Genomic DNA, 19,246 nt, shown 5'->3' on the forward strand with positions numbered 1-19,246 from the left:
CCCCCGATGCTGGCCCGCCCGCTCGCCCTGCAACGCGCCCTGCGGCCTCTCAAACGCCGAGTCCCCGCCCCCGTCGGCCGGGGACTGGACGAGGAGGCGACCGCCCACCGCATCGCCCGGCTCGGCGCGGCACCCCAGTGGTGGCTGCCGGTGCTGCGCCCGGCCACCGAGCGCTGGCTCACCCTGCACCTCGTGTACGACGCGGGCCCGACGATGCCCGTCTGGCGCCCGCTGGTCCGCGAACTCCACACGGCACTGGCCCAGTCGGGCGTCTTCCGCACGGTGGAGCTGCACCGGCTCGCCCCCGACGGAACGATCCGGGGCACCGGCGGGCCGACGTCGTACGCCGCAGGCCGCACGGTCACCATCCTGGTCAGCGACTGCATGGGGCCGCAGTGGCGCGCGGGCCCGGCGGGCAGCCGCTGGTACGGCACGCTGCGCCGCTGGACGGCGAGGATGCCCGTCGCGGTGATCCAGCCGCTCCCGGAACGTCTGTGGCGCACCACGGCCCTGCCGGCGGCGACGGCCCGCATCGCCGCGCCGTCACCGGCGGCGCCCAACGCGGCGTACACGGTGGACTCGTACGCATTCGAGGACGCCCCGCCCGATGCCCTCCCCCTTCCCGTCCTGGAGCCCTCGGGGCCGTGGCTGGCGCACTGGTCGGGCCTGGTGTCGGACGGGGCGAAGGGCCGTCTCCCGGGTTCCGTCGCCGTGTTGGGGCCGGAGCCGCCTCCGGCTCCGCTGGACGAGCGGGGACGCGGCGACGTCGAGCGCCTCTCCCCCGAGGAACTGGTCCTGCGCTTCCGCTCCCTGGCCTCCCCCGAGGCCTTCCGCCTCGCCGGCCATCTCGCCGTCGGCAGCCCCGAGTTGCCGGTCATGCGCCTGATCCAGGCCGCGACAGAGCCCGAGCCACGGCCCCAGCACCTGGCCGAGGTCATCCTCAGCGGCGTCCTCAGCGCCGCCCCGGGCGCCCCGCCGGGTTCGTACGTCTTCCGCCCGGGTGTCCGCGAAGTCCTCCTGCGCACCCTGCCGCGCACCGCCCATTCCCGCACGACAGAACTCCTCACCCGGGCGGGGGCGGTGATCGACGCGCGCGCCGGGATGGCGGCGGGCGAGTTCCGGGTGGCCGCTCCGGGAGGGCAGGGGGCCACGGCGAGCGGAGATCCGATCGCGGCTGTGCGGGAGGAGAGCGTGCGGCGGCTGGGCGGGAGCGAGGGCGAGGAGTCGTCGTCGCTGTTCGCGGGGCGGTACTGGTTGGCCGGGCGGCGTGGGGCGTCGTCGCGGATGTGGCACGCCATGGACAGACGACTGAACCGTCCCGTGGTGGTACACCAGTACCCGGAGCAGGCGGAGCCCCACGAACGGTTCCTGCGGGAGGCCCGTCAGCTGGCCGAACTACGGGATCCCCATGTGGTGCCCGTGGTGGACTTCGGGGTGGAGGGCGAGACCCCCTACCTGGTGGCGGAGTTCGTGGACGGCGTGACCCTGACCGAACTTGACTGGGGAAGCGGACCCGGCCTGTCCTTCAGGTTGTTCGCCCGGCTGGTGCGGGACGTGACGGCGGGCCTGGACGCCCTGCACGCACGTGGTCTGGTGCGCGGGCAGGAGGGCCGGAACGGCCTGCTGCTGCGGCCGGACGGGACGGTCGTGATCTGCCGGTTCGCACTGGGGGAGCGGTCGGAGGGCCTCGACGCGTCGACGGACTTCCGCGAGTTCGGCCGGCTGCTCCAGGACCTGGCCTTGCATACGGCGATCGACGCACGGTTCGAACAGGTCCTGCGTCATGCCTCGCACGACCGCCGGCACACCGACGACCTCCGCCGGTCGGTCAGGGAACTCGCCTCGTCGCCCGCCTTCGAGCCGATGGCCACCGAGGCCGACTTCCTGAAATTCACCATGCTCGGCCCGCCACGCGTCCATCGCGGCGAACGGCTCCTCGACCTCCCGTTCCCCAAGGCGCAGGCCCTGCTGTGCATGCTGCTGCTCAGGCACGGCCGCCGGGTGACCATCGCCGAACTGGCCCAAGGGCTTTGGGAAGAGCCGCCCTGGGAGGACGACGCCGCCCGTGTCCGTCCACTGGCGATCGCCCTGCGAGAGGCTCTGGGCCCGGGCACCCTCGCCGCCCTCCAGGACGGCTACGCACTGCACACGGCCGGCGACCACATCGACGTACTCCACTGCGAGGACCTGCTGAACCGCCGTACGCAGGAGCAGGACCCCCGCACCCAGCGCGCTCTGACCCAGGAAGCCCTGGACCTCTGGTACGGCGATCCCCTGGACGGCGTGCCCGGGCCCGCCGCGAAGGCGACCCGCGTCCGCCTGCGCGCGCTGCGTCTGACCCTCTGCGCCCAGCGGGCTGAACTCGACCTGGAACTGGGTGACTTCGCCCGAGCGACCGACGATCTCGATGCCCTCCTCCAGGAGCACCCCGAGCGCGAGGACTTCCGCCGACTGCACATCCTCGCGCTGCGCGGCCAGGGCCGGATCGTCGAGGCCATCGAGTCGTACGAGTCCTACGCCGAGCGCCGGCAGCGGCAGCACGGGGAGCCGGTCGACGCGGCGTTGCGGGAGCTCTACCAGGAACTGCTCACCGCCGATCGCACGGGGGCCACCGTCTTCGTCGAGTTCACGGAGCGGCGCGAGCGCGCCCGGGCCCGCGACGCCCTGGGGCACGCTCTGCCCGGGATGCTGTCGTCGGCGGGCCAGTACGAGGGCCAGTACGAGTTGTCCGGTCTCGACGACGGCTTCCTCGTGACCGCCGAGCCCGGCACCTCCGTGCTGCCGCTGCTGGACGCCGTGCTGCATGAACTGCCCGCCGTTCTGGCGGAGTCGGAGCAGCCTCCGCCGAAGGTCCGGGCGACGTTCTGGCACGCCGCCCAGCCCGCCCTCGGGGCCGCGCTGGAGCGCTCCGACACCGACACGGCGGATGTCACGGTCGTCCTCTCCCCGGTACTCCATCAGGAGCTCGCGAGCGGCCCCGCCGCCGTCGACCCCGCGCGGTTCCGGCCCTTGTACCGGGAGCCGGACGCAGGCCGGCTCATCGCCTGGTACTGCTCGCTGGAACTCCCGCGCCCGGCCGCGGAACCGGATCCCCTGCCCGAACCCGAACCGGGGCCCGAGCAGTCGCGCGACCTGGTGCGCGGCCCGTTCACCACCCGCGACGTCACCTCCGTCCACCCACCCACAGGGGGCCGCACCGCCGTCGTCCACACCTTGCCCGACGGCTCGCTGACGCTGCTCGACGGTGCCCGGCCGCCCGGCGAGCGCACTTCGGGCGCTCTCGTCACGTACTACGAGGTCGACCTCACCACCCATGAGATGACGACCACGATGACCCTGCCAAGCTACGGCGACGATCCTTTCAAGCTGCCGATCGAGCTGCACTGGCATGTCGACGATCCCGTGGCCTTCGTCCAGGCCGACATCTCTGACGTGCCCGGACTCCTGCTAGGTCATTTCCGTAAGGAGGGAGGGCGCATCACTCGGAGCTTGCGCAGGGCGCACCCGGCGGTGTGGCTGCTGAAAACAAACCTGCCCCCCTGGCCGGTTCCGGGCCTCTCGGTGACCTACCGGGTGCGGCTGTCCGGCCGGCCGTCTGCCCGCGCCTCCGTCCGTCGCCCCTCCCTGCGCGCCCTCCTGGATGACGCTCAGGCCGTCCTGCTGGGCTTCGACGGCCCACTGGTCCGCCTGTACGACATGAACAAGTCGGAGTCCCAGGCCACCCGCGAGCTCACCGCGCTCCTGGCCGAACTGCGAGACCCCGACGAAGCGCTGAGTGGTGCGCGGCTCTTGGCCTCGGACGGGCCGACGCCACCCTTGGAAGGACGTCCGAATCCGCTCGATCTGCTGCGCGCGCTCGCGGGGCACCGCCTGAGCCCCGAGCTGCGCCGAGCGCTCGACCGGATCGAGAAGGAGGCAGCCGCCGAGGCCCTGCCCACCCGTGGCTCCGACACCCTGATCGTGATGCTCCGCGCCTACCGCCGTGATGTCGCCGTCGTCGCGGACAACGCGCCGAGCGCCGTCCGGACGGCGCTCGGACCACGAGCGCTGACCCTGCGGGGCGGCATCCACGGACGTACCGAGGATCTGTCCCTCCTGATGCCGAACCCCGACTGCCTGAACCGGGCCCTGACCGCCCTGCACACCTTCCCCTCGGATGCCGTACTGATCGCCTCCTCCGTCGCCGAACTGACCGCCGCCCGCGCCATCGGCCTGCCCGCCATCGGCTACGCCCGGAGCCCGCGGCACGCGGGGCTGCTGCGCCGGGAGACGGAGTGCGCGGTGACGGTGGAGTCCCTGGAAGAGGTCCTCAACAACGTCTGGCCCAGATGACGCCTCGCACCCAGCGCGTGCAAATCCCCCCGTTCAGCGGCACCCCACCCGGCCCACCTCGAAAGGCGACTCCTCGTCAGCGCCCTCACGATGCCAAAGAGGCCCGCCACCCGGCGCGGCCCCCACGGTCTGCGCTCTCGGGAGGATCTGCCATGGCCGCCAGTGCCAGTCTGGAGCAGTTGCGCCGCTGTCATTTCGCCGTCGATCTGGGGGCGGCGAGGACCCGTGTGTTCGTGAAGGGTGCCGGGCTGGTCGTGGATCAGCCGAGTATGGCCGCCGTCAATACGAGGACCGGCGGGCTGATCGCGGTCGGGGAACTGGCCGAGAGGATGACCGGCCGTACGCCCGACTACATCCGCGTCGTCAAGCCCGTTTCCGGCGGCACGGTCGTCGACATCGACATGGCGCAGCGGATGCTGCGGCAACTGCTCGGCGAACGCCTCCGCCGCACGCTGCGCCGTAAGCCGCGGCTGCGGGCGGCGGCCTGTACGCCGCACGACGCCGACCCGCTCGCCCGGCGCGCGGCGGTCGAGACGCTGGTCGGACTCGGGGCGTGGCGGGTCGAGCTGGTGGACACGCTGATCGCGGCGGCGGTCGGCTGCGGGCTGCCCGTGGAGCAGCCCGAGGCGACCATGATCATGGTGTGCGGGGCGGCGGCCACGCAGGTCGCCGTCCTCTCCCTTGGTTCCGTCGTGACCGCCGAGCGTCTCCCCGTCGGCGGCGAGGCCGTCGACCACGCGATCGTCCAGCATCTGCGCCATGAGCACGAGTTGGTGCTGCCGAGTCAGTCCGTACGTCCCTTGCAGCTCGCCCTGTCCGGCAACGGTCTCACCCCGGAGGGGCCCGCCCGTACCGAGATCCACGGCCGGGACGTGGCCACGGGGCTCGCCCGCTCGGTGCTCGTGGACACGGCCGCCGTACGCAATGCGATCCAGACACCGCTCACCGCGGTGCTCGACGGGATCGGCAGGGTGCTGCGCGACTGCCCGCCTGATCTGGTGGCCGATCTCGCGGACCGCGGGATCATGATGGTCGGCGGCAGCGCTCTGCTGCCCGGGTTCGACCACATGCTGCGGTCCGCGACGGGCATGCCGGTGCATATCGCCGAGCGGCCCGACGTGTGCGCCGCCCTCGGCGTGGGCGCGATGCTGGAGGGCAGGGTCCACACGCTGGGCCTGGACCGGGTGCCGGCCTGAGCGGCACATGCGCGGCACACGAGCGAGGGCGCCGGGCTTGAGCGAGTGGGCTGGGCTTGAGCGAGTAGCGAGTGGGCTGGGCTTGAGCGAGTGCGCCGGGCTTGTTGAGCGAGGGGTCAGCCCGTCCTCCCGCCCCAGCGCAGGTCGGCGCGCTCCCACTCCGCGTCCCACTCGCGCATACGGCGCTGGTCGAGGCGTACGCGCACCGTCCAGACGGTCAGCCAGACGGCGCCGCCCGCGCCCGTCGCGGCGAGCAGGCCGGCCGACACCGCTTGCAGGACGGCTTCCGCGTCGTTGAGGGGCTTCGCCACCAGGGTGCCGTGCCGGTCGGTCCAGATCGTGGTCCGGGTGCCTTTCTTGGCTTCGGGTTTGACCTGGGCGTCGCCGGTGCGGGCCGTGCCGTCCGGTGTCTTCCAGCGGACCGTGGCCCAGACCAGGTCGTCGTCCACGGACTGGGTCGCCGACCGTTCCGGGGCGTTCTCGGCGAGCAGCGCCGTCACCGGGCGGCGCTCCTCGCGCTGCCGGTCCACGCTGCGGCTCACCACCTCGGCCGTCGCCAGCCCCGCGATCAGACCGCCCACCAGGGCGAACAGCCATGCGCCGAGCAGCAGCCAGGCCTCGACGACGTCCACGCGCCGTCGCAGCGGGTTGCTCCGCCAGCGCCACAGTCTCATCGTCGTGCGATGTGTCCTCGCCATCGGCCAGCACCCCCTTGTGAGCACCGACGGCACCCACCTCTTCGGGTGTCCTACCAGTGTGCGCCCACGAGCGGCGCGGAGCACTTGGGCGGGCGCGGAGCCCTCGGGCCGGCCCGAGGGCTCTTCATCCCGCGGACGGCGGGTCGAGACGCGGCAATTGCCCGTATTCCGTACGCTGATCCACTTCTGGCGGCGCTATCAGTAAGCGAGCGTGAGTCATGGGTGAACGACAGCCGATGCCGGGGGTTGTGCCGGCGGGGGATGCGCCGGCGCCGCAGCTCCCTGCGGGCTCTCCTCTCTCCCCGTTGGGCGAACCACAGGCGTTGATCGAGGAGTTCGCGCGGGAACTGAGCCGGGGGCTACGAACGAGCCGGCTCCGCTCGTGGGGCGCCGGCCCCTCCGGGGTTGAGCAAGCGGGTTCGTTGTCGGGTGCGGGTTGAGTGTGGCCGGTCGCTTCGTTCCCCGCGGGGTGCCTCCGGCGGCGGGCTACGCCCTGGTGTGGACGCTGCGCAGCGTGTCGATCACCTCGCGGTCGGACAGCTGGCCGAAGTCCACGTACCACTCCCCCACGGCGTAGAAGTGCTCGGGCTGATGCAGGCAGATCACGTCGTCCGCCTCGTGCTGGCGTACGACGCCGAGCCCGGAGCAGACCGGAATGGCGAGCACCAGCCGGGCGGGCGAGTGACGGCGCAGGTGGAGGAGGGCGGCGCGGGCAGTGACGCCGGTGGCGAGGCCGTCGTCGACGAGGATCACCGTGCGGTCCCGTAGACGGGGAGCGGGACGCCCCTCGCGGTAGAGCGACTCCAGGCGGTGGACCTCCGCGCGCTGTCGGGCGACGGCCTGCGTGAACTGGTACTCGGTCATGTCCAGAAGCGCCAGCGCCTCCTGGTCGAACACCGGCGGATCCTCGCCCACGACCGCGCCGACCCCGGCCTCCGGCTGCCCCGGCGCGCCGATCTTGCGCACCACCAGGACGTCCAGCGGCGCGCGCAGGGCGTGCGCGATCTCCGCCGCGACGGGGACACCGCCGCGGGGCAGGGCCAGGACGAGGGGGTCGACGTAACCGCCGCCTTCCGCCCGTCGCAGCAGCGCGGCGGCGAGGTCCTGCCCCGCCTGCCGACGGTTCTGGAAACGCATGATGCCCGCCTTCTTTCCGCCACGTCCGCCAGGTTCGCCCGCGCCTGCGGGCCCTCCGCGATCGAGCCTGCGAGTACCCGAGCGGCCGGCTCCTCACGCGTGCATGGAGGAACATCCGCCGGGTACTCGGCGGAGCGACCGAGCACCGGCTCATCAGGCACGTTTCCGGTGCTCATCCCGGGAGTCACACGGAGGTAGCCATGGCGCAGCACGTCCGGGAAGTCATGACAGCGGACCCGGTGACGGTGACCGAGCAGACCCCGCTCCCCGAGGTCGCCAAGCTCATGCGGGAGAAGAACATCGGCGATGTCTTCATCACCGAGGAGGACCACGTACGCGGCCTGGTGACCGATCGCGATCTGGTGATCCGGGCCATGGCCGAGGACCGGGACCCCGCCGCCACCCCCGTCCGCGAGGTGTGCAGCACCGATCTGGTCACCGTCTCCCCGCAGGACGACATCGACCAGGCGGTGCGGCTGATGCGGGAGCACGCCCTGCGGCGGCTGCCCGTCGTGGAGGAGGACCACCTCGTCGGTGCGCTCAGCATCGGCGACCTGGCCGTGGAACGCGACCCGCGCTCCGCGCTCGCCGACATCAGCCAGGCGGAGCCGAACAGGTAGGGCGGCCGTAAGGCAGGTGCTGTCGGCACGCAGGCGTCGCCTTCGTCGTCTTCTGCGTGCCGACGACACATGCGTACGGGACAAACGGGGCACCCGGTGAACATGGTCGGCGAGACGTACGACGACAGGCAGGCCCGTGCGCAGGGCGAGAGCGGCCATCGGCTGGTGCCGCACACCGCGGACGTGCGGATCGAGGCGTGGGGCACGACCCGGGAGAACTGCCTGGTAGAGGCCGTGCACGGGATGGTGGACTGCTTCGCCGACGTCTCCGCCGTGCGGCCGACGGCGGTCCAGCGCGCCCAGTTGTCCGGGAACTGCGACGACGACCTCCTGGCCGCCCTCCTCGACGAGGTCGTCTACCGCCTCGAAGTGCCCGGCCAGGTCCCCGTGGACGTCGAACTCGAGACGGAGACGCCCGGCAGCGCCGTCGACGTACGACTGGCCGTCGCCGACCTGTCGGCCGTGGAGATCACCGGCGCCGTACCGAAGGCCGTGTCGTGGCATGAACTGCACATCGAGCCGGGTCCGTACGGCTGGACGTGCGCGGTGACGATTGATGTGTGAGGGGTGAGTATGAGTGGGAGGGGTGCCTTAGCCCTTCACCACCCCCAGCGGAACCAGCCGCGCGACCGTACGGCACAACCCCGCCCCCTCGCTCGCCTCCACTACCGCGCTGACATCCTTGTACGCCTCCGGGGTCTCCTCCGCGAGGCCGCGCAGCGATCGCGGGCGTACCGCGATGCCGCCCCGCTCGAGCCGGGCCCGCAGCTCCTTCCCGGCGACCGTACGCGCGGCCTGGTGACGGCTCATCACTCTCCCCGCGCCGTGGCAGGTGGAGTGGAAGGCGTCGCCGCCGGGCACTCCGGCCAGTACGTACGAGGCGGTGCCCATCGTGCCGGGGATCAGCACCGGCTGGCCGAACTCCCTTATGTCCTCGGGCAGTTCGCGGTGCCACGGCGGGAAGGCCCGAGTGGCGCCCTTGCGGTGGACGCACAGCCGGCGCCGGGCCCCGTCCACCGTGTGGGTCTCGAGCTTGGCGAGGTTGTGGGAGACGTCGTACACGAGGGACAGCCGGGTGCGGGCGGCGCGGTGGAAGATCCGGCGGGTGGCGTCGGACAGCAACTGGCGGTTCGCGCGGCCGTAGTTGGCGGCGGCGGCCATCGCGCCGAGGTACGCCCTTCCCTCGGGCGAGTCGACCGGCGTACAGGCCAGTTGCCGGTCGGGCACGGTGATGCCGTACCGGTTCATGGCCCGGTCCATCGCGCGTACGTGATCGGTGCAGATCTGGTGCCCGAGCCCCCGTGAACCGCAGTGGATCATCACGCACACCTGGTCGCGGACGAGCCCGAACGCGGCGGCGACCCGCTCGTCGTACACCTCGGCTACCTGCTGGACCTCCAGGAAGTGGTTGGCGGATCCGAGGCTGCCGACCTGCCCGAGACCGCGTTCCCGGGCCCGGCCGCTGACCTGCGCCCCGTCGGCGTCGGCGACCGCGCCGCCGTCCTCGCAGCGGGTGAGGTCGCGTTCCTCGCCGTGGCCGCGTTCCACGGCGTACCGGGAACCGCCGTCCAGGATCCGCTCCAGTTCCCCGGGCCCGCTCAGGTGCCACACCCCTCCGGGGCCCGCGCCGCGCGGGATCGCCCGGTCGAGCCCGTCCATGACATCGGGCAACGCGGGCCACAGCGACCGCCGGTCACCGTCGGCGGCCAGCAGCCGCACCCCGCACGAGATGTCGAAGCCGACCCCGCCGGGCGAGACGACGCCGCCGTCGTCCACGTCGGTCGCCGCCACGCCGCCGATGGGGAAGCCGTAGCCCCAGTGGATATCCGGCATGGCGTACGAGGCTCCGACGATGCCGGGCAGCGTGGCCACGTTGACGACCTGCTCCAGCGATTTCTCGGCGTCCTCGAGCAGGTCGTGGGACGCGAAGACGATGCCCGGTACGCGCATGTCGCCTCGGGGTTCGATCCGGAAGCGGTACGGATTCTCCTCGACGAGGGTGAGTTCCATGGCGGCCTCCCGGGGGTGTGCGTGCGCCGTGGCGTCGCGCCGCATGCTGCGGGTACCCGGGGGCGGTTCGCGGAATCGGGGCTTCTGGCGAGTTCGGTCGCGGCCCGTGATCGGGAAGGTGAAGGGGCACGGGCGGTGATGCCCTTCGTACACCTGGAATGTCCAACTTCCGTGCGCGTGGGGGCTCTTGTCGCGGCGGCCCGGCCGCCGGGTGTGCCCCCCACTCGTTCTCGTCGGCGGTCCGGACGATACAGTGCGCCATTGAGGGTTCAAGATCATTTATCGGACCCCGGATGCTTTGACGGACCAGACCATGCCGTCCCGGCACTCGGGACATGCACGGCATTCGCGTCCACAGCCAGGAAACGCTCAGAAAAATCTTTCTGGAGACACACCTGATGAAGCTCGCCAGACGTCTCATCCTCACCACCACGGCCATAGCCGCCGTGACCGCCGGCACGCTGATCAGCGCGACGGCCGGCCAGGCCACACCAACGTCGAAGCCCGCCGGCGCCAATACCAAGGCCGCCGCCACGCCGAAGATCCCCGACTCCCTGAAGGTCCCCGACGGCCACCGGCTCACCGGCGTCTTCAACGCCAAGGGCGTCCAGACCTACACCTGCACCGACGGCGCCTGGAAGCTGCTGGAACCCGCCGCCACCCTCTCGGACAAGAAGGACGGCTCCCACCGCCCCATCGCCCTCCACTCCCGCGGCCCCGTCTGGGTGTCCACGGTGGACGGCAGCGCGGTCAACGCCGCCGTCGTCGCCACCTCCCCCAAGTCCGGCACCATCCCCGAACTCCTCCTGGAGTCCACGGGCACGCGCGGCACGGGCGTCTTCGCCGACGTCTCCTACATCCAGCGCCTCAAGACCAGTGGCGGCGTCGCCCCCACCACCGCCTGCACGGGCAGCGACCAGACCAGCGTCCCGTACTCCGCCGTCTACACCTTCTACAAGCCCGCGAAGTGATGCGGTGAGCAGCGAAGTGATGCGGTAAGCAGCAACGACAGGGCCCCTCGGGACGTCTGGATATCCGGACGATTTCGAGGGGTCCTTGCTCTGCAGCCCACCCGACCACGCTCACCGCCCATAGGTCCGACCTCTCGGCGCATGCAGAGCCAAGCCCGCTGCCCGTCACGACGAATGACTGGCCAAGTTGCGCCCATTCATCGGATGACATCACGTCACGGGTATTGCCGTCAGCGAGTGACGCTTCTACCGTCCAACGGGTGCGCATGTGAACGTCGTTCATCCATGTGATGAGGAGCCGTCATGCACAAACGTACCGTCGGCCTGCTGTCCCTAGGCGCGGCCATGTTGTCACTGCTCGTCCCCGCGGTCCCGAGCGGAGCCGCCGTGCCGACCGCGGCCGCTGTCCCGGCCGGCACGGTGGTCGCCGGGCAGCACGCCCCGCGAACCGTCGTGCTCGACGGCAAACGCCTGGTGCACGCGAAGCAGCGCCTCAACCAGGGCGACCCGGTGCGGCGACGCGCCCTCGCCGACCTGGTCGAGCAAGCCGACAACTGGCTCGGCCAGGGCCCCTGGAGCGTCGCCGACAAGACGCAGACTCCGCCCAGCGGTGACAAGCACGACTACCTGAGTCAGGCCCCGTACTGGTGGCCGAGCCAACCGAAGACGCCCGACAACCCGTTGGGCTGCCCGTATGTGAGCAAGGACGGCCAGCGCAACCCGGAGGCCGACCAGATCCCCGACCACTCCGAACGTGCCTACGTCTTCGCCTCCGCCTACACCCTCAGCCTCGCCTGGTACTACACCGGCAAGGCCGCCTACGCCCGGCACGCGTCCGACATCCTGCGCACCTGGTTCGTCACCCCGGAGACGAGGATGAACCCGCGCCTGATCAACGCCCAGTTCGTGCCCTGCGGTGACGACGGCCGGGCGGCCGGTCTCATCGAGTTCTCCCTGGGCTTTACGAGCCTGCTCGACGCGGCCGCGATCCTGGACACGGGTGCCCCCGGCTGGACCCGTGCCGACCATGGCGGATTCCGTTCCTGGTCCGCCCAGTTCCTCGACTGGTGGACGACAAGCGAGTTCGGCAAGGAGGAGTCCGCGGCCGTCAACAACCACGGAACCTTCGCCGACATGCAGGTGGCCGCCATCGCACTGTCCGTCGGGCGCCCCCAACTGGCCCGCGAGACCGTCCTCCAGGCGCGTACCACCCGTATCGACCAGGGCATCGCCCCGGACGGCAGCCAGCCGGAGGAAATCCGTCGCACCCGCAGCTACCACTACTCCGCCTTCAACCTGCTCGCCCTGGCCCGGCTCGCCGACGTCGGACGGCACGTGGGCGTCAACCTCTGGAAGCACCAAGGCCCCGACGGCCAGAGCGTGTTCAAGGCCGTCGACTTCCTTCTCCCTGCCGCTACGGGCACGGCGCCCTGGCCCCACCCCGAGTCCAAGTTCGAGATCTGGAAGGCGAACGACGTCATCCACGCAGCCGCCGACGCGGGCGACCGCAACGCGCGGGCGGCACTGCCCCAGCTCACCCCACCGCCCGGCGGCGACCTCTGGACTCTGCGGCCCGCCGCCGAACTACTGTCGTCGGAGCTGTTCTGACCAGCGGGACGCCATATGGCACCGCCGTCTCCCTCCCCCCGCTGCATGCGCGGGCGGGAGGAGCGGCTCCACTGCTCGGACCTGGCCGGTATATAAACGACCGGGTGTCCTGATATACACGGTCGGCGGGCGGAGGAAGGCATCATGAGTCGGACGGTCATCGATCTCGACGACGAGGCGCTGGAAGAAGCGGCCAAGGAACTCGACACCACCACCAAGCGCGACACCATCAACACGGCCCTACGGGAAGTCACGGCCCGCTACCGGCGGCTGCGCTCTCTCGAAGAAGCCCGCCAACTGGTGGCCGACGGTGCCCTGGACATCGACCTGCTCCTGGACAAGCACTCGTACCGCCCCACGAGCACGGGCCCTGACGACGACCGCGACACCGCAGCGGACGAGTGACCGTCGCCGACTACCTGATCGACACGTCCGCCCTCGCCCGCGTCCTGCTCCGCCAGAACACGGCCGATTGGGACGACAGGATCGGCGCCGGCCTCGTCGCGATCTGCGACCTCACCGAACTGGAAGTCCTGTACTCGGCCCGTTCGGCCCCGGACCGCACCCGCCTGAAGGCCACATTCGACGCCCACTACGCCTGGTGCCCCATGCCGGACGGCGTCTACCGCCGCTCCCGCGTCGTCCAGGAACAACTGACCGCCAAAGGGGAGCACCGCAGCACGGGATCCGTCGATCTCCTCGTGGCCGCCGCCGCGGAAGAAGCAGGCCTCACCCTGCTCCACTTCGACCGCGACTTCGAAACCATCGCCCGCACGACAGGGCAGCCGGTGCGCATGATCGACCTCAGGCATTAGAGCCCGCGCGGTCGTACCAAGCGCGGAAGGCGGGCTCAGGACACCAGGGGCCGTACAGCGGGCTTCGGAGGCCACAGTGCGCGGCCGGTGATGTCGGCTGTCTACGGTGGTCGTCGAGGAGAAGGTGAGTGCGATGTCTCTTGCCCCCGGCGCGGCAGACTCTTCCGGGACCAGCCGCAGTACGTCGGCGACGATCCAGCCGAACATCCTGCGTTACTTGGTCGCGGTCGCCGACGAGCGCGGCGTCGATCTGCGTCCCCTGCTGAAACAGATGGGACTGGACGAGACGCTCATGCGCTCCGCCGCGCTGCGGGTGTCGTACCGGCAGGGCAGTGCGCTGATCCGGCGTGCGCTGGAGCTCACCGGGGACGAGCGCCTGGGGCTGAAGGTCGGCGCGGCGCAGCATCTGACCGCGTGGGGTCTGCTCGGCTTCGCGCTGATGGCCGACGACACGCTGCGGCACGCCATCGAGACCGGGGTGAAGTACCAGAATCTGTCCGGGGCGATGGTGGTGTGGTCGGCCGGTGTGGACGAGGAGGACGACGCCTTCGTCATACGCGCCGATCTTCCCGATCCCGCCATGGACCCGGCCGTGGCCACCTTCCTGATCGAGGAGGCGTACGCCTCCGTGGTCACCCTGTCCCGGCTGGCCGTCGATCCGGCCTTCGCGCCGAGAGCGGTGCAGTTCTCTTTTCCGTCACCACGCCAACTCGACCTGTACGGCGCCCTGTTCCGCTGTCCGGTCCGATTCGGTACGCCCACCAACCGCATGGTCATCGACCCGGCGTGGGCCCGTATCCGGATGCCCGGCCGGGATCCGGTGAGCTACGCGTCGACGCTGGAGACGCTCGACGCGCAGATGGCTTCCCGTCGTGACCAGCAGGATCTGCTGGAGGTGTTGGAGGTCTCCGTCGCGCAGAGCCTCCCGGTGGTGCCGTCGTTCGGTGAGCAGGCGCGGCGGCATGCGACGAGCGAGCGGACGCTGCGCCGTCGGCTGGCCGACTGCGGCACGACGTACGAGGCACTCGTCGAGGGAGTGCGCCGGGAACGCGTCGAACAGCTCCTCCTCCGCCCGGAGTTGACCCTGCGCGACATCGCCCGCCGGGCGGGATTCTCCGACGAACGGGCGCTGCGCCGCGCGGTACGCCGCTGGCACGGCACGTCTCCGGGCCGGCTCCGGGAGCGGATGCGTGCCGATCGCCTTTGAGGTCCAGGGCGTGTTACACGCCCTGGGTCAGCGGGTGCGGATCCAGATCGTCTTCTCCCGGCTCCACTGGTCGAAGGCGTCGGTGGACTTCTCCGCTCCGCCGAATCCCGACTGCTTCCAGCCGCCGAAGGGCGTGGTGATGTCACCCTCGCTGTAGGCGTTGACGGAGACCACGCCGGCCTCGATACCGCGGGCCAGCCTCAGCGCCGTATCGAGGTCGCGGGTCCAGACGGAGGCGGCGAGACCGTACTCGGTGGCGTTGGCCCTGCGTACCGCCTCGTCCTCGGAGGTGAAGGTCTGGACGGTGACGACCGGACCGAACAACTCCGTGGTGAGGACGTCGCTGCCGTCGGGGGCTCGGGTGATCACGGTGGGCGGGTAGTACGCGCCGCGCGGAGGCAGACCATGCGGCAGTCCCCCGGTGTGGATCTGGGCTCCGCCGGCCCGGGCGGCCTCCACGGCTCCCGCGACCCGGTCGAAGGCGGCGCGGTTGATGAGCGGCCCCAACTGCGTGCGCGGGTCGGCCGGATCGCCGATGACGAGCTCAATCGCCGCGGCCGTGAACCGTTCCAGGACCTCCTCGGCGATGCTGTGGTGGACCAGGATCCGGGTGCCGGCCGTGCAGTTCTGCCCCATGGTCAGGAACGCGGACTCGATCATGTTGTCGATGAGCTCATCGCCGTAGGAGAGCGCGTCGGCCATCAGCACCTGGGGGCTCTTGCCGCCCATCTCCAGCGAGACACGCTTGAAGTTGCTCTCGGCGGCGGCCCTGAGGATGTGCCGGCCGGTCGTAGTGGATCCGGTGAAGGAGAGCGCCCCCACGAGGGGGGCGCGGGCGAGTGCCGCCCCGGCTTCCTGGCCGTATCCGGGCAGTACCGTGAGCACCCCTTCGGGCAGGCCGGCCTCCGTGGCGAGTGCGGCCAGGTGCAGGGCCGAGCGCGGGGTCGCCTCGGCGGGCTTGACCAGCAGACAGTTGCCCGCGGCCAGGGCCGGGCCGACCTTCCAGGCGGTCATGGCCAGCGGGTAGTTCCACGGCAGGATCGCCGCGACGACGCCGACCGGTTCGCGGCTCATGAGACCGAGAGCGTCGGGCCCGCTCGGCGCGATACGGCCGAAGACCTTGTCGGCCGCCTCGGCGAACCAGCGCACCGACTCGATCGCGCCCGGTACGTCGCCCGTACGGCACTCCGTGATCGGCTTGCCCGCGTCCTCGCTGTCCAGCCGGGCGAGGACCTCGGCGTCCCGTTCCATGAGGTCGGCCAGCCGCAGCAGCACCGCCCCGCGCTCCCGGACCGGCAGCCGCGACCACACCCCGGAGTCGTGGACCTGCCGGGCCTGCTCGGCCGCCTTGGCGACGTCGTCGGTGCTCGCGGCGGGCAGGGAGGTGATCGGCTCACCGGTGGCAGGGTTGACGACCCGCAGCGTCTCGTTCGTGGTCATGCTTTCTCCACCAGCTCCCAGCGGCCGTCGCTCTGGCGGGCCAGTCCCCGTCGGCGGAGTTCCTCCAGATAGCGGGCCATTCCGCGGTCACCGCGCTTGCGGAACAGCGGGAAAACCTTGGGCAGCAGGTTCGGCATGAGCATCGCGAAACGCACCAGCCGGGACTCGCCGGGCCGCGGGTAGGCCTCCAGCCGGGGCTTGTCCAGCAGGCTCACCACGGCCGCGACGACGTCGACGGGCTGCTGGGGCCGGTCCTGGAACTGCATGGAGTTCCCGCCGTCCACGGCTTCCTGACGCAGCATCCGGGTATCGGTCGCCGACGGCAGGACCGAACCGGCCAGGATGCCCTTGCTCCTCAGGTCGAGCCCGATGGCGAGCATCGCGCCCCGCAGCCCGAACTTGGAGGCGGTGTAGATCGGGGTCTCGCCCAGCGGGAAGATCCCGCCGAGGGAGACCGTGGTGACGACCCGGGCGTCCCGAGAAGCCTTCAGCAGGGGGATCGCGATCCGGGTCGCGACCAGCGGTGACGTCAGGTTGAGGGTGATCTCCCGCTCGATGCTCTCGACGCTGCGGACGTCGAAGCGTTCCGCGTTGGTCATGCCCACGTTGTTGACGAGTACGTCCAGGCGGCCGTGGTCATCGGCGACCACCTGGAACAGCAGCTCCACCTGGGCGCGGTCCAGCAGGTCACAGCCGATGCCGGTATGCCCGATGCCCGGCAGGTCCGCGGCCACCTTCATGGCGCGTACCCCGTCGATGTCGACGACGACGCAGCGGGCGCCGCCGGAGGCGAAACGACGGCACAGCGCACTGCCGATGCCGCCCGCGCCACCGGTCACCAGCATGACCTTGTCGGTGAAGTCGAATCTGCTCATGCCGTCGCCTCCGCAGGCCGAAGGGACCGTACGGGCGGCGGCTGGCCCTCGGTCCGCCAGCCCATCTGCCTCGCGACCTTGCCCAGGTACTTCACTATGGCCGCGCTGTCGACGTAGCCGGTATGGCGGGGCGAGTCGACGAACTTCAGCCCGCCGGTCAGGTCCGGCCGGTCGGCGCGGATCATCTGAGCGAACCGCTCCGCGCTCGGCAGCAGGTGACGCGTGTCATGGATGTACGCGGCGATCAGCTGCGCCTGGGAGTCGAAGAGCTGGTAGGCACCGGAGTTGGTCTCGATGAAGCCGACGCCGAACAGGCCCTCGTGCTCGCGCGAGAACGACGACAGGTACAGGTCCGGGTGCTGCTCGTCGCCGAAGTACCGCTGCGCGACCGGCACTTTGTGGACGTAGCCCGTGGCCAGCAGGACGAGATCGAACTCGTCGCTCGTGCCGTCGGTGAAGTACACGGTCTGACCCTCGGTGCGGGCGATCCCGGGCTTGGCGGTGATGTCGCCGTGCTGGAGATGGTGGATCAGCATCGAGTTGATGGCCGGGTGGGTCTCGAACAGCTTGTGGTCCGGCTTCGGCAGCCCCAGCCGCGTCGGGTCGCCGTTGATGATCCGAAGGAGCCCGCCGAAGACGCGCTGCGCCAGCCACATCGGCAGGTGCGGCCCACTGTTGGCGATGGTGTCCACCGGCCGGCCGAACAGATGCTTGGGGATGAACCAGTACCCGCGCCGCATGCTGATCACCGCGCGGTCCGCGGTCCGGGCCGCATCGCAGGCGATGTCGCAGCCGGAGTTCCCCGCGCCCACGACCAGGACCCGCTTGCCCCGCAGCTCATCCGCGCTGCGATAGCCGATGGTGTGCCGGACCTCTCCGCTGAACTCCCCCGGCAATTCAGGGATGTTGGGGTGCCACTGCGAGCCCGTACAGACGACGACCTGACCGTGCGCGCTTTCCCGCCCGTCGGCCCGGGTGACCGTCCACGTGCCGTCCGCGTTCTTCTCGACGTTCGCGACCTCGACGCCGAACTCGATGCGGTCCGTCAGGCCGTAGGCGTCGGCGAAGGACCGCAGGTACGACAGGATCTGCCGGTGCGGCGGGTAGTCCGCGAAGTGGTCGGGCATCGGGAAACCGCCGAACCCTGACAGCGTCCTGCTGGAGATGAAGTGGGCCGACTCGTACATCGGGCTTCCGGGGTTGTCGATGTCCCAGATGCCGCCGGGCCCGGAGTGCCGCTCAAGATGCGTGTACGGCAGATTCCGCTCCGCGAGCGCCCTGGCGACCGCAAGACCGGCAGGTCCCGCCCCGATCACGCACGTATCCAACTGGCTTTCTTTCACGGACCTGCCTCCTCGTTCGTCCCGCTTCACGGGTGTTGCAGGAAACGTATGCACCCGCCGTTCAGCGGGAACTGACCCGCGCGGCCAGGGACCGGACCTCAGCGGCCGCGCCACCGGCACGGCATCCGTCTGTGCGCGATCCGACTTGTTCGCACGACTTGTTCGTGGGACTCAGTCGGTATGATGCAGTCATGGCTCACGTTCCCGCGGCCGAGCGCCGCCCCCAGCTGATCAAAGCGGCCATCGACTTCATGACGAGGGAAGGAGTCGCAGCCGGGAGTACCCGCGCCATCGCCGCCGAGCTGGGGGTGGCCCAGGCAACGGTGCACTACACCTTCGGCACGAAGGAAGGGCTGTACCGCGCCGTGATGGAGCAGCTCGCGCAGGATCTGATCGCCCAGGTCGAGGCGGCGGCGCCGGCCGGCGCCGGGTTCGAGGAGACGGTCAGCACCCTGGCCGCCGCCCTCTGGCGCACGGTGCGCGAGCAGCCCGCCAGCCATCAACTCCTCGCGGAACTCACCCAATTCGCGCTCCGCACCCCCGCCCTGAGCGAGGCACTCGAGAACCACCACCGGGGTGTGCACGAGGTGACGGCGCGGCTGGTGACCGAGGCGGCCGAGCGCACCGGGCAGCCCCTCGCCCAGCCCGCGGAGACGATCGCGCGTTTCTTCCTCGCCGGCTTCGACGGCCTCACGATGCAACACCTCTCACTCCCCGACGAGGAGGCCGAACACACCTGCCTCCAGGCCTTCGTGTCCGCCGTGGTGGCCATGGCCGGCGGCCGACTGGAGCTGGTGTCGATTCCGGCGAGCTGACGGCACAGCGCGCGACTCGGGCGCACCCGTGCACGTACGTGCACGGGTGCGCCCGAGTCTGTTTATACGAGGGTGACTCACACAACAGTCGCACGACTTGTTCGATCGACTTGAGCAAGTGATAAAGTCGAGCCATCGACCAAGTCGCCGGTCGGTATCGGCCCATGTCAACTGGCCGG

Annotated in this window: 16 protein-coding genes; 10 read left to right on the top strand and 6 right to left on the bottom strand. The window is 70.9% G+C overall.

The genetic code is table 11. From position 1 onward, the window contains the following. A partial coding sequence (locus G6048_RS12725; protein WP_165339617.1) for an SAV_2336 N-terminal domain-related protein occupies positions 1–4,332 on the top strand: 4,332 nt, incomplete at its 5' end. A gap of 152 nt (positions 4,333–4,484) precedes the next feature. Next, on the top strand, positions 4,485–5,528 hold the full coding sequence (locus tag G6048_RS12730; protein ID WP_165339618.1) for a rod shape-determining protein: 1,044 nt from the start codon (positions 4,485–4,487) through the stop codon (positions 5,526–5,528). A 116-nt stretch (positions 5,529–5,644) separates the two neighbouring features. Here the strand turns inward: G6048_RS12730 and G6048_RS12735 are convergent, their stop codons facing one another. After that, positions 5,645–6,202: an Rv1733c family protein gene (locus tag G6048_RS12735; RefSeq protein WP_165339619.1), complete on the bottom strand. Its 558-nt coding sequence runs from the start codon at positions 6,200–6,202 to the stop codon at positions 5,645–5,647. Positions 6,203–6,712: 510 nt separating this feature from the next. After that, positions 6,713–7,363, bottom strand: coding sequence for a phosphoribosyltransferase (locus G6048_RS12740; RefSeq protein WP_165339620.1), 651 nt, complete (start codon positions 7,361–7,363; stop codon positions 6,713–6,715). A 200-nt stretch (positions 7,364–7,563) separates the two neighbouring features. On the opposite strand from G6048_RS12740, the gene G6048_RS12745 reads away from it, so the two are divergent. Further along, on the top strand, positions 7,564–7,983 hold the full coding sequence (locus G6048_RS12745; protein WP_165339621.1) for a CBS domain-containing protein: 420 nt from the start codon (positions 7,564–7,566) through the stop codon (positions 7,981–7,983). A 102-nt stretch (positions 7,984–8,085) separates the two neighbouring features. Then, positions 8,086–8,547 (top strand): archease, encoded by a 462-nt coding sequence (locus G6048_RS12750; RefSeq protein ID WP_165339660.1) that lies wholly within the window; start codon positions 8,086–8,088, stop codon positions 8,545–8,547. 27 nt (positions 8,548–8,574) lie between these two features. Here G6048_RS12750 and G6048_RS12755 read toward each other — a convergent pair whose 3' ends face one another. After that, complete coding sequence (locus G6048_RS12755; protein ID WP_165339622.1) at positions 8,575–9,993, bottom strand: RtcB family protein; 1,419 nt, start codon at positions 9,991–9,993, stop codon at positions 8,575–8,577. Positions 9,994–10,391: 398 nt separating this feature from the next. Between G6048_RS12755 and G6048_RS12760 the strand changes: the two genes are divergently transcribed. The 5 genes from G6048_RS12760 (at position 10,392) to G6048_RS12780 (ending at position 14,594) form a co-directional block, all read left to right on the top strand. Next, complete coding sequence (locus G6048_RS12760; RefSeq protein ID WP_165339623.1) at positions 10,392–10,964, top strand: DUF3455 domain-containing protein; 573 nt, start codon at positions 10,392–10,394, stop codon at positions 10,962–10,964. A gap of 303 nt (positions 10,965–11,267) precedes the next feature. Further along, entirely contained in the window at positions 11,268–12,572 is a 1,305-nt protein-coding gene (locus G6048_RS12765; RefSeq protein ID WP_235989647.1) for an alginate lyase family protein, read from the top strand. Positions 12,573–12,716: 144 nt separating this feature from the next. Next, complete coding sequence (locus tag G6048_RS12770; protein WP_165339624.1) at positions 12,717–12,977, top strand: type II toxin-antitoxin system VapB family antitoxin; 261 nt, start codon at positions 12,717–12,719, stop codon at positions 12,975–12,977. Then, positions 12,974–13,387 (top strand): PIN domain nuclease, encoded by a 414-nt coding sequence (locus G6048_RS12775; RefSeq protein ID WP_165339625.1) that lies wholly within the window; start codon positions 12,974–12,976, stop codon positions 13,385–13,387. Before G6048_RS12770 ends, G6048_RS12775 begins: the two co-directional genes overlap by 4 nt. Positions 13,388–13,520: 133 nt before the next feature. Continuing rightward, a complete protein-coding gene (locus G6048_RS12780) occupies positions 13,521–14,594 on the top strand; it encodes an AraC family transcriptional regulator (RefSeq protein ID WP_165339626.1) in 1,074 nt (357 codons plus the stop codon). Positions 14,595–14,621: 27 nt separating this feature from the next. On the opposite strand, the gene G6048_RS12785 is transcribed toward G6048_RS12780, so the two are convergent. Genes G6048_RS12785 through G6048_RS12795 form a run of 3 tightly spaced genes read right to left on the bottom strand, consistent with a single transcriptional unit; the run spans position 14,622 to position 18,252 of the window. Beyond that, entirely contained in the window at positions 14,622–16,034 is a 1,413-nt protein-coding gene (locus G6048_RS12785) for an aldehyde dehydrogenase family protein (RefSeq protein WP_165339627.1), read from the bottom strand. Then, positions 16,031–16,909 carry an SDR family NAD(P)-dependent oxidoreductase gene (locus G6048_RS12790; RefSeq protein ID WP_165339628.1) on the bottom strand — a complete coding sequence of 293 codons (879 nt, stop codon included), beginning with the start codon at positions 16,907–16,909 and terminating at the stop codon, positions 16,031–16,033. Before G6048_RS12790 ends, G6048_RS12785 begins: the two co-directional genes overlap by 4 nt. Then, the gene (locus G6048_RS12795; RefSeq protein WP_328825786.1) at positions 16,906–18,252 is read right to left on the bottom strand and encodes a flavin-containing monooxygenase; all 1,347 of its coding nucleotides are present in this window, start codon (positions 18,250–18,252) and stop codon (positions 16,906–16,908) included. Before G6048_RS12795 ends, G6048_RS12790 begins: the two co-directional genes overlap by 4 nt. Before the next feature lie 191 nt (positions 18,253–18,443). Here G6048_RS12795 and G6048_RS12800 point away from each other — a divergent pair, with 191 nt between their 5' ends. Continuing rightward, a complete protein-coding gene (locus G6048_RS12800) occupies positions 18,444–19,067 on the top strand; it encodes a TetR/AcrR family transcriptional regulator (RefSeq protein WP_165339629.1) in 624 nt (207 codons plus the stop codon). Positions 19,068–19,246 lie beyond the last annotated feature (179 nt).

It is taken from the genome of Streptomyces ureilyticus (assembly GCF_011045025.1).
Lineage (GTDB): Bacteria > Actinomycetota > Actinomycetes > Streptomycetales > Streptomycetaceae > Streptomyces > Streptomyces ureilyticus.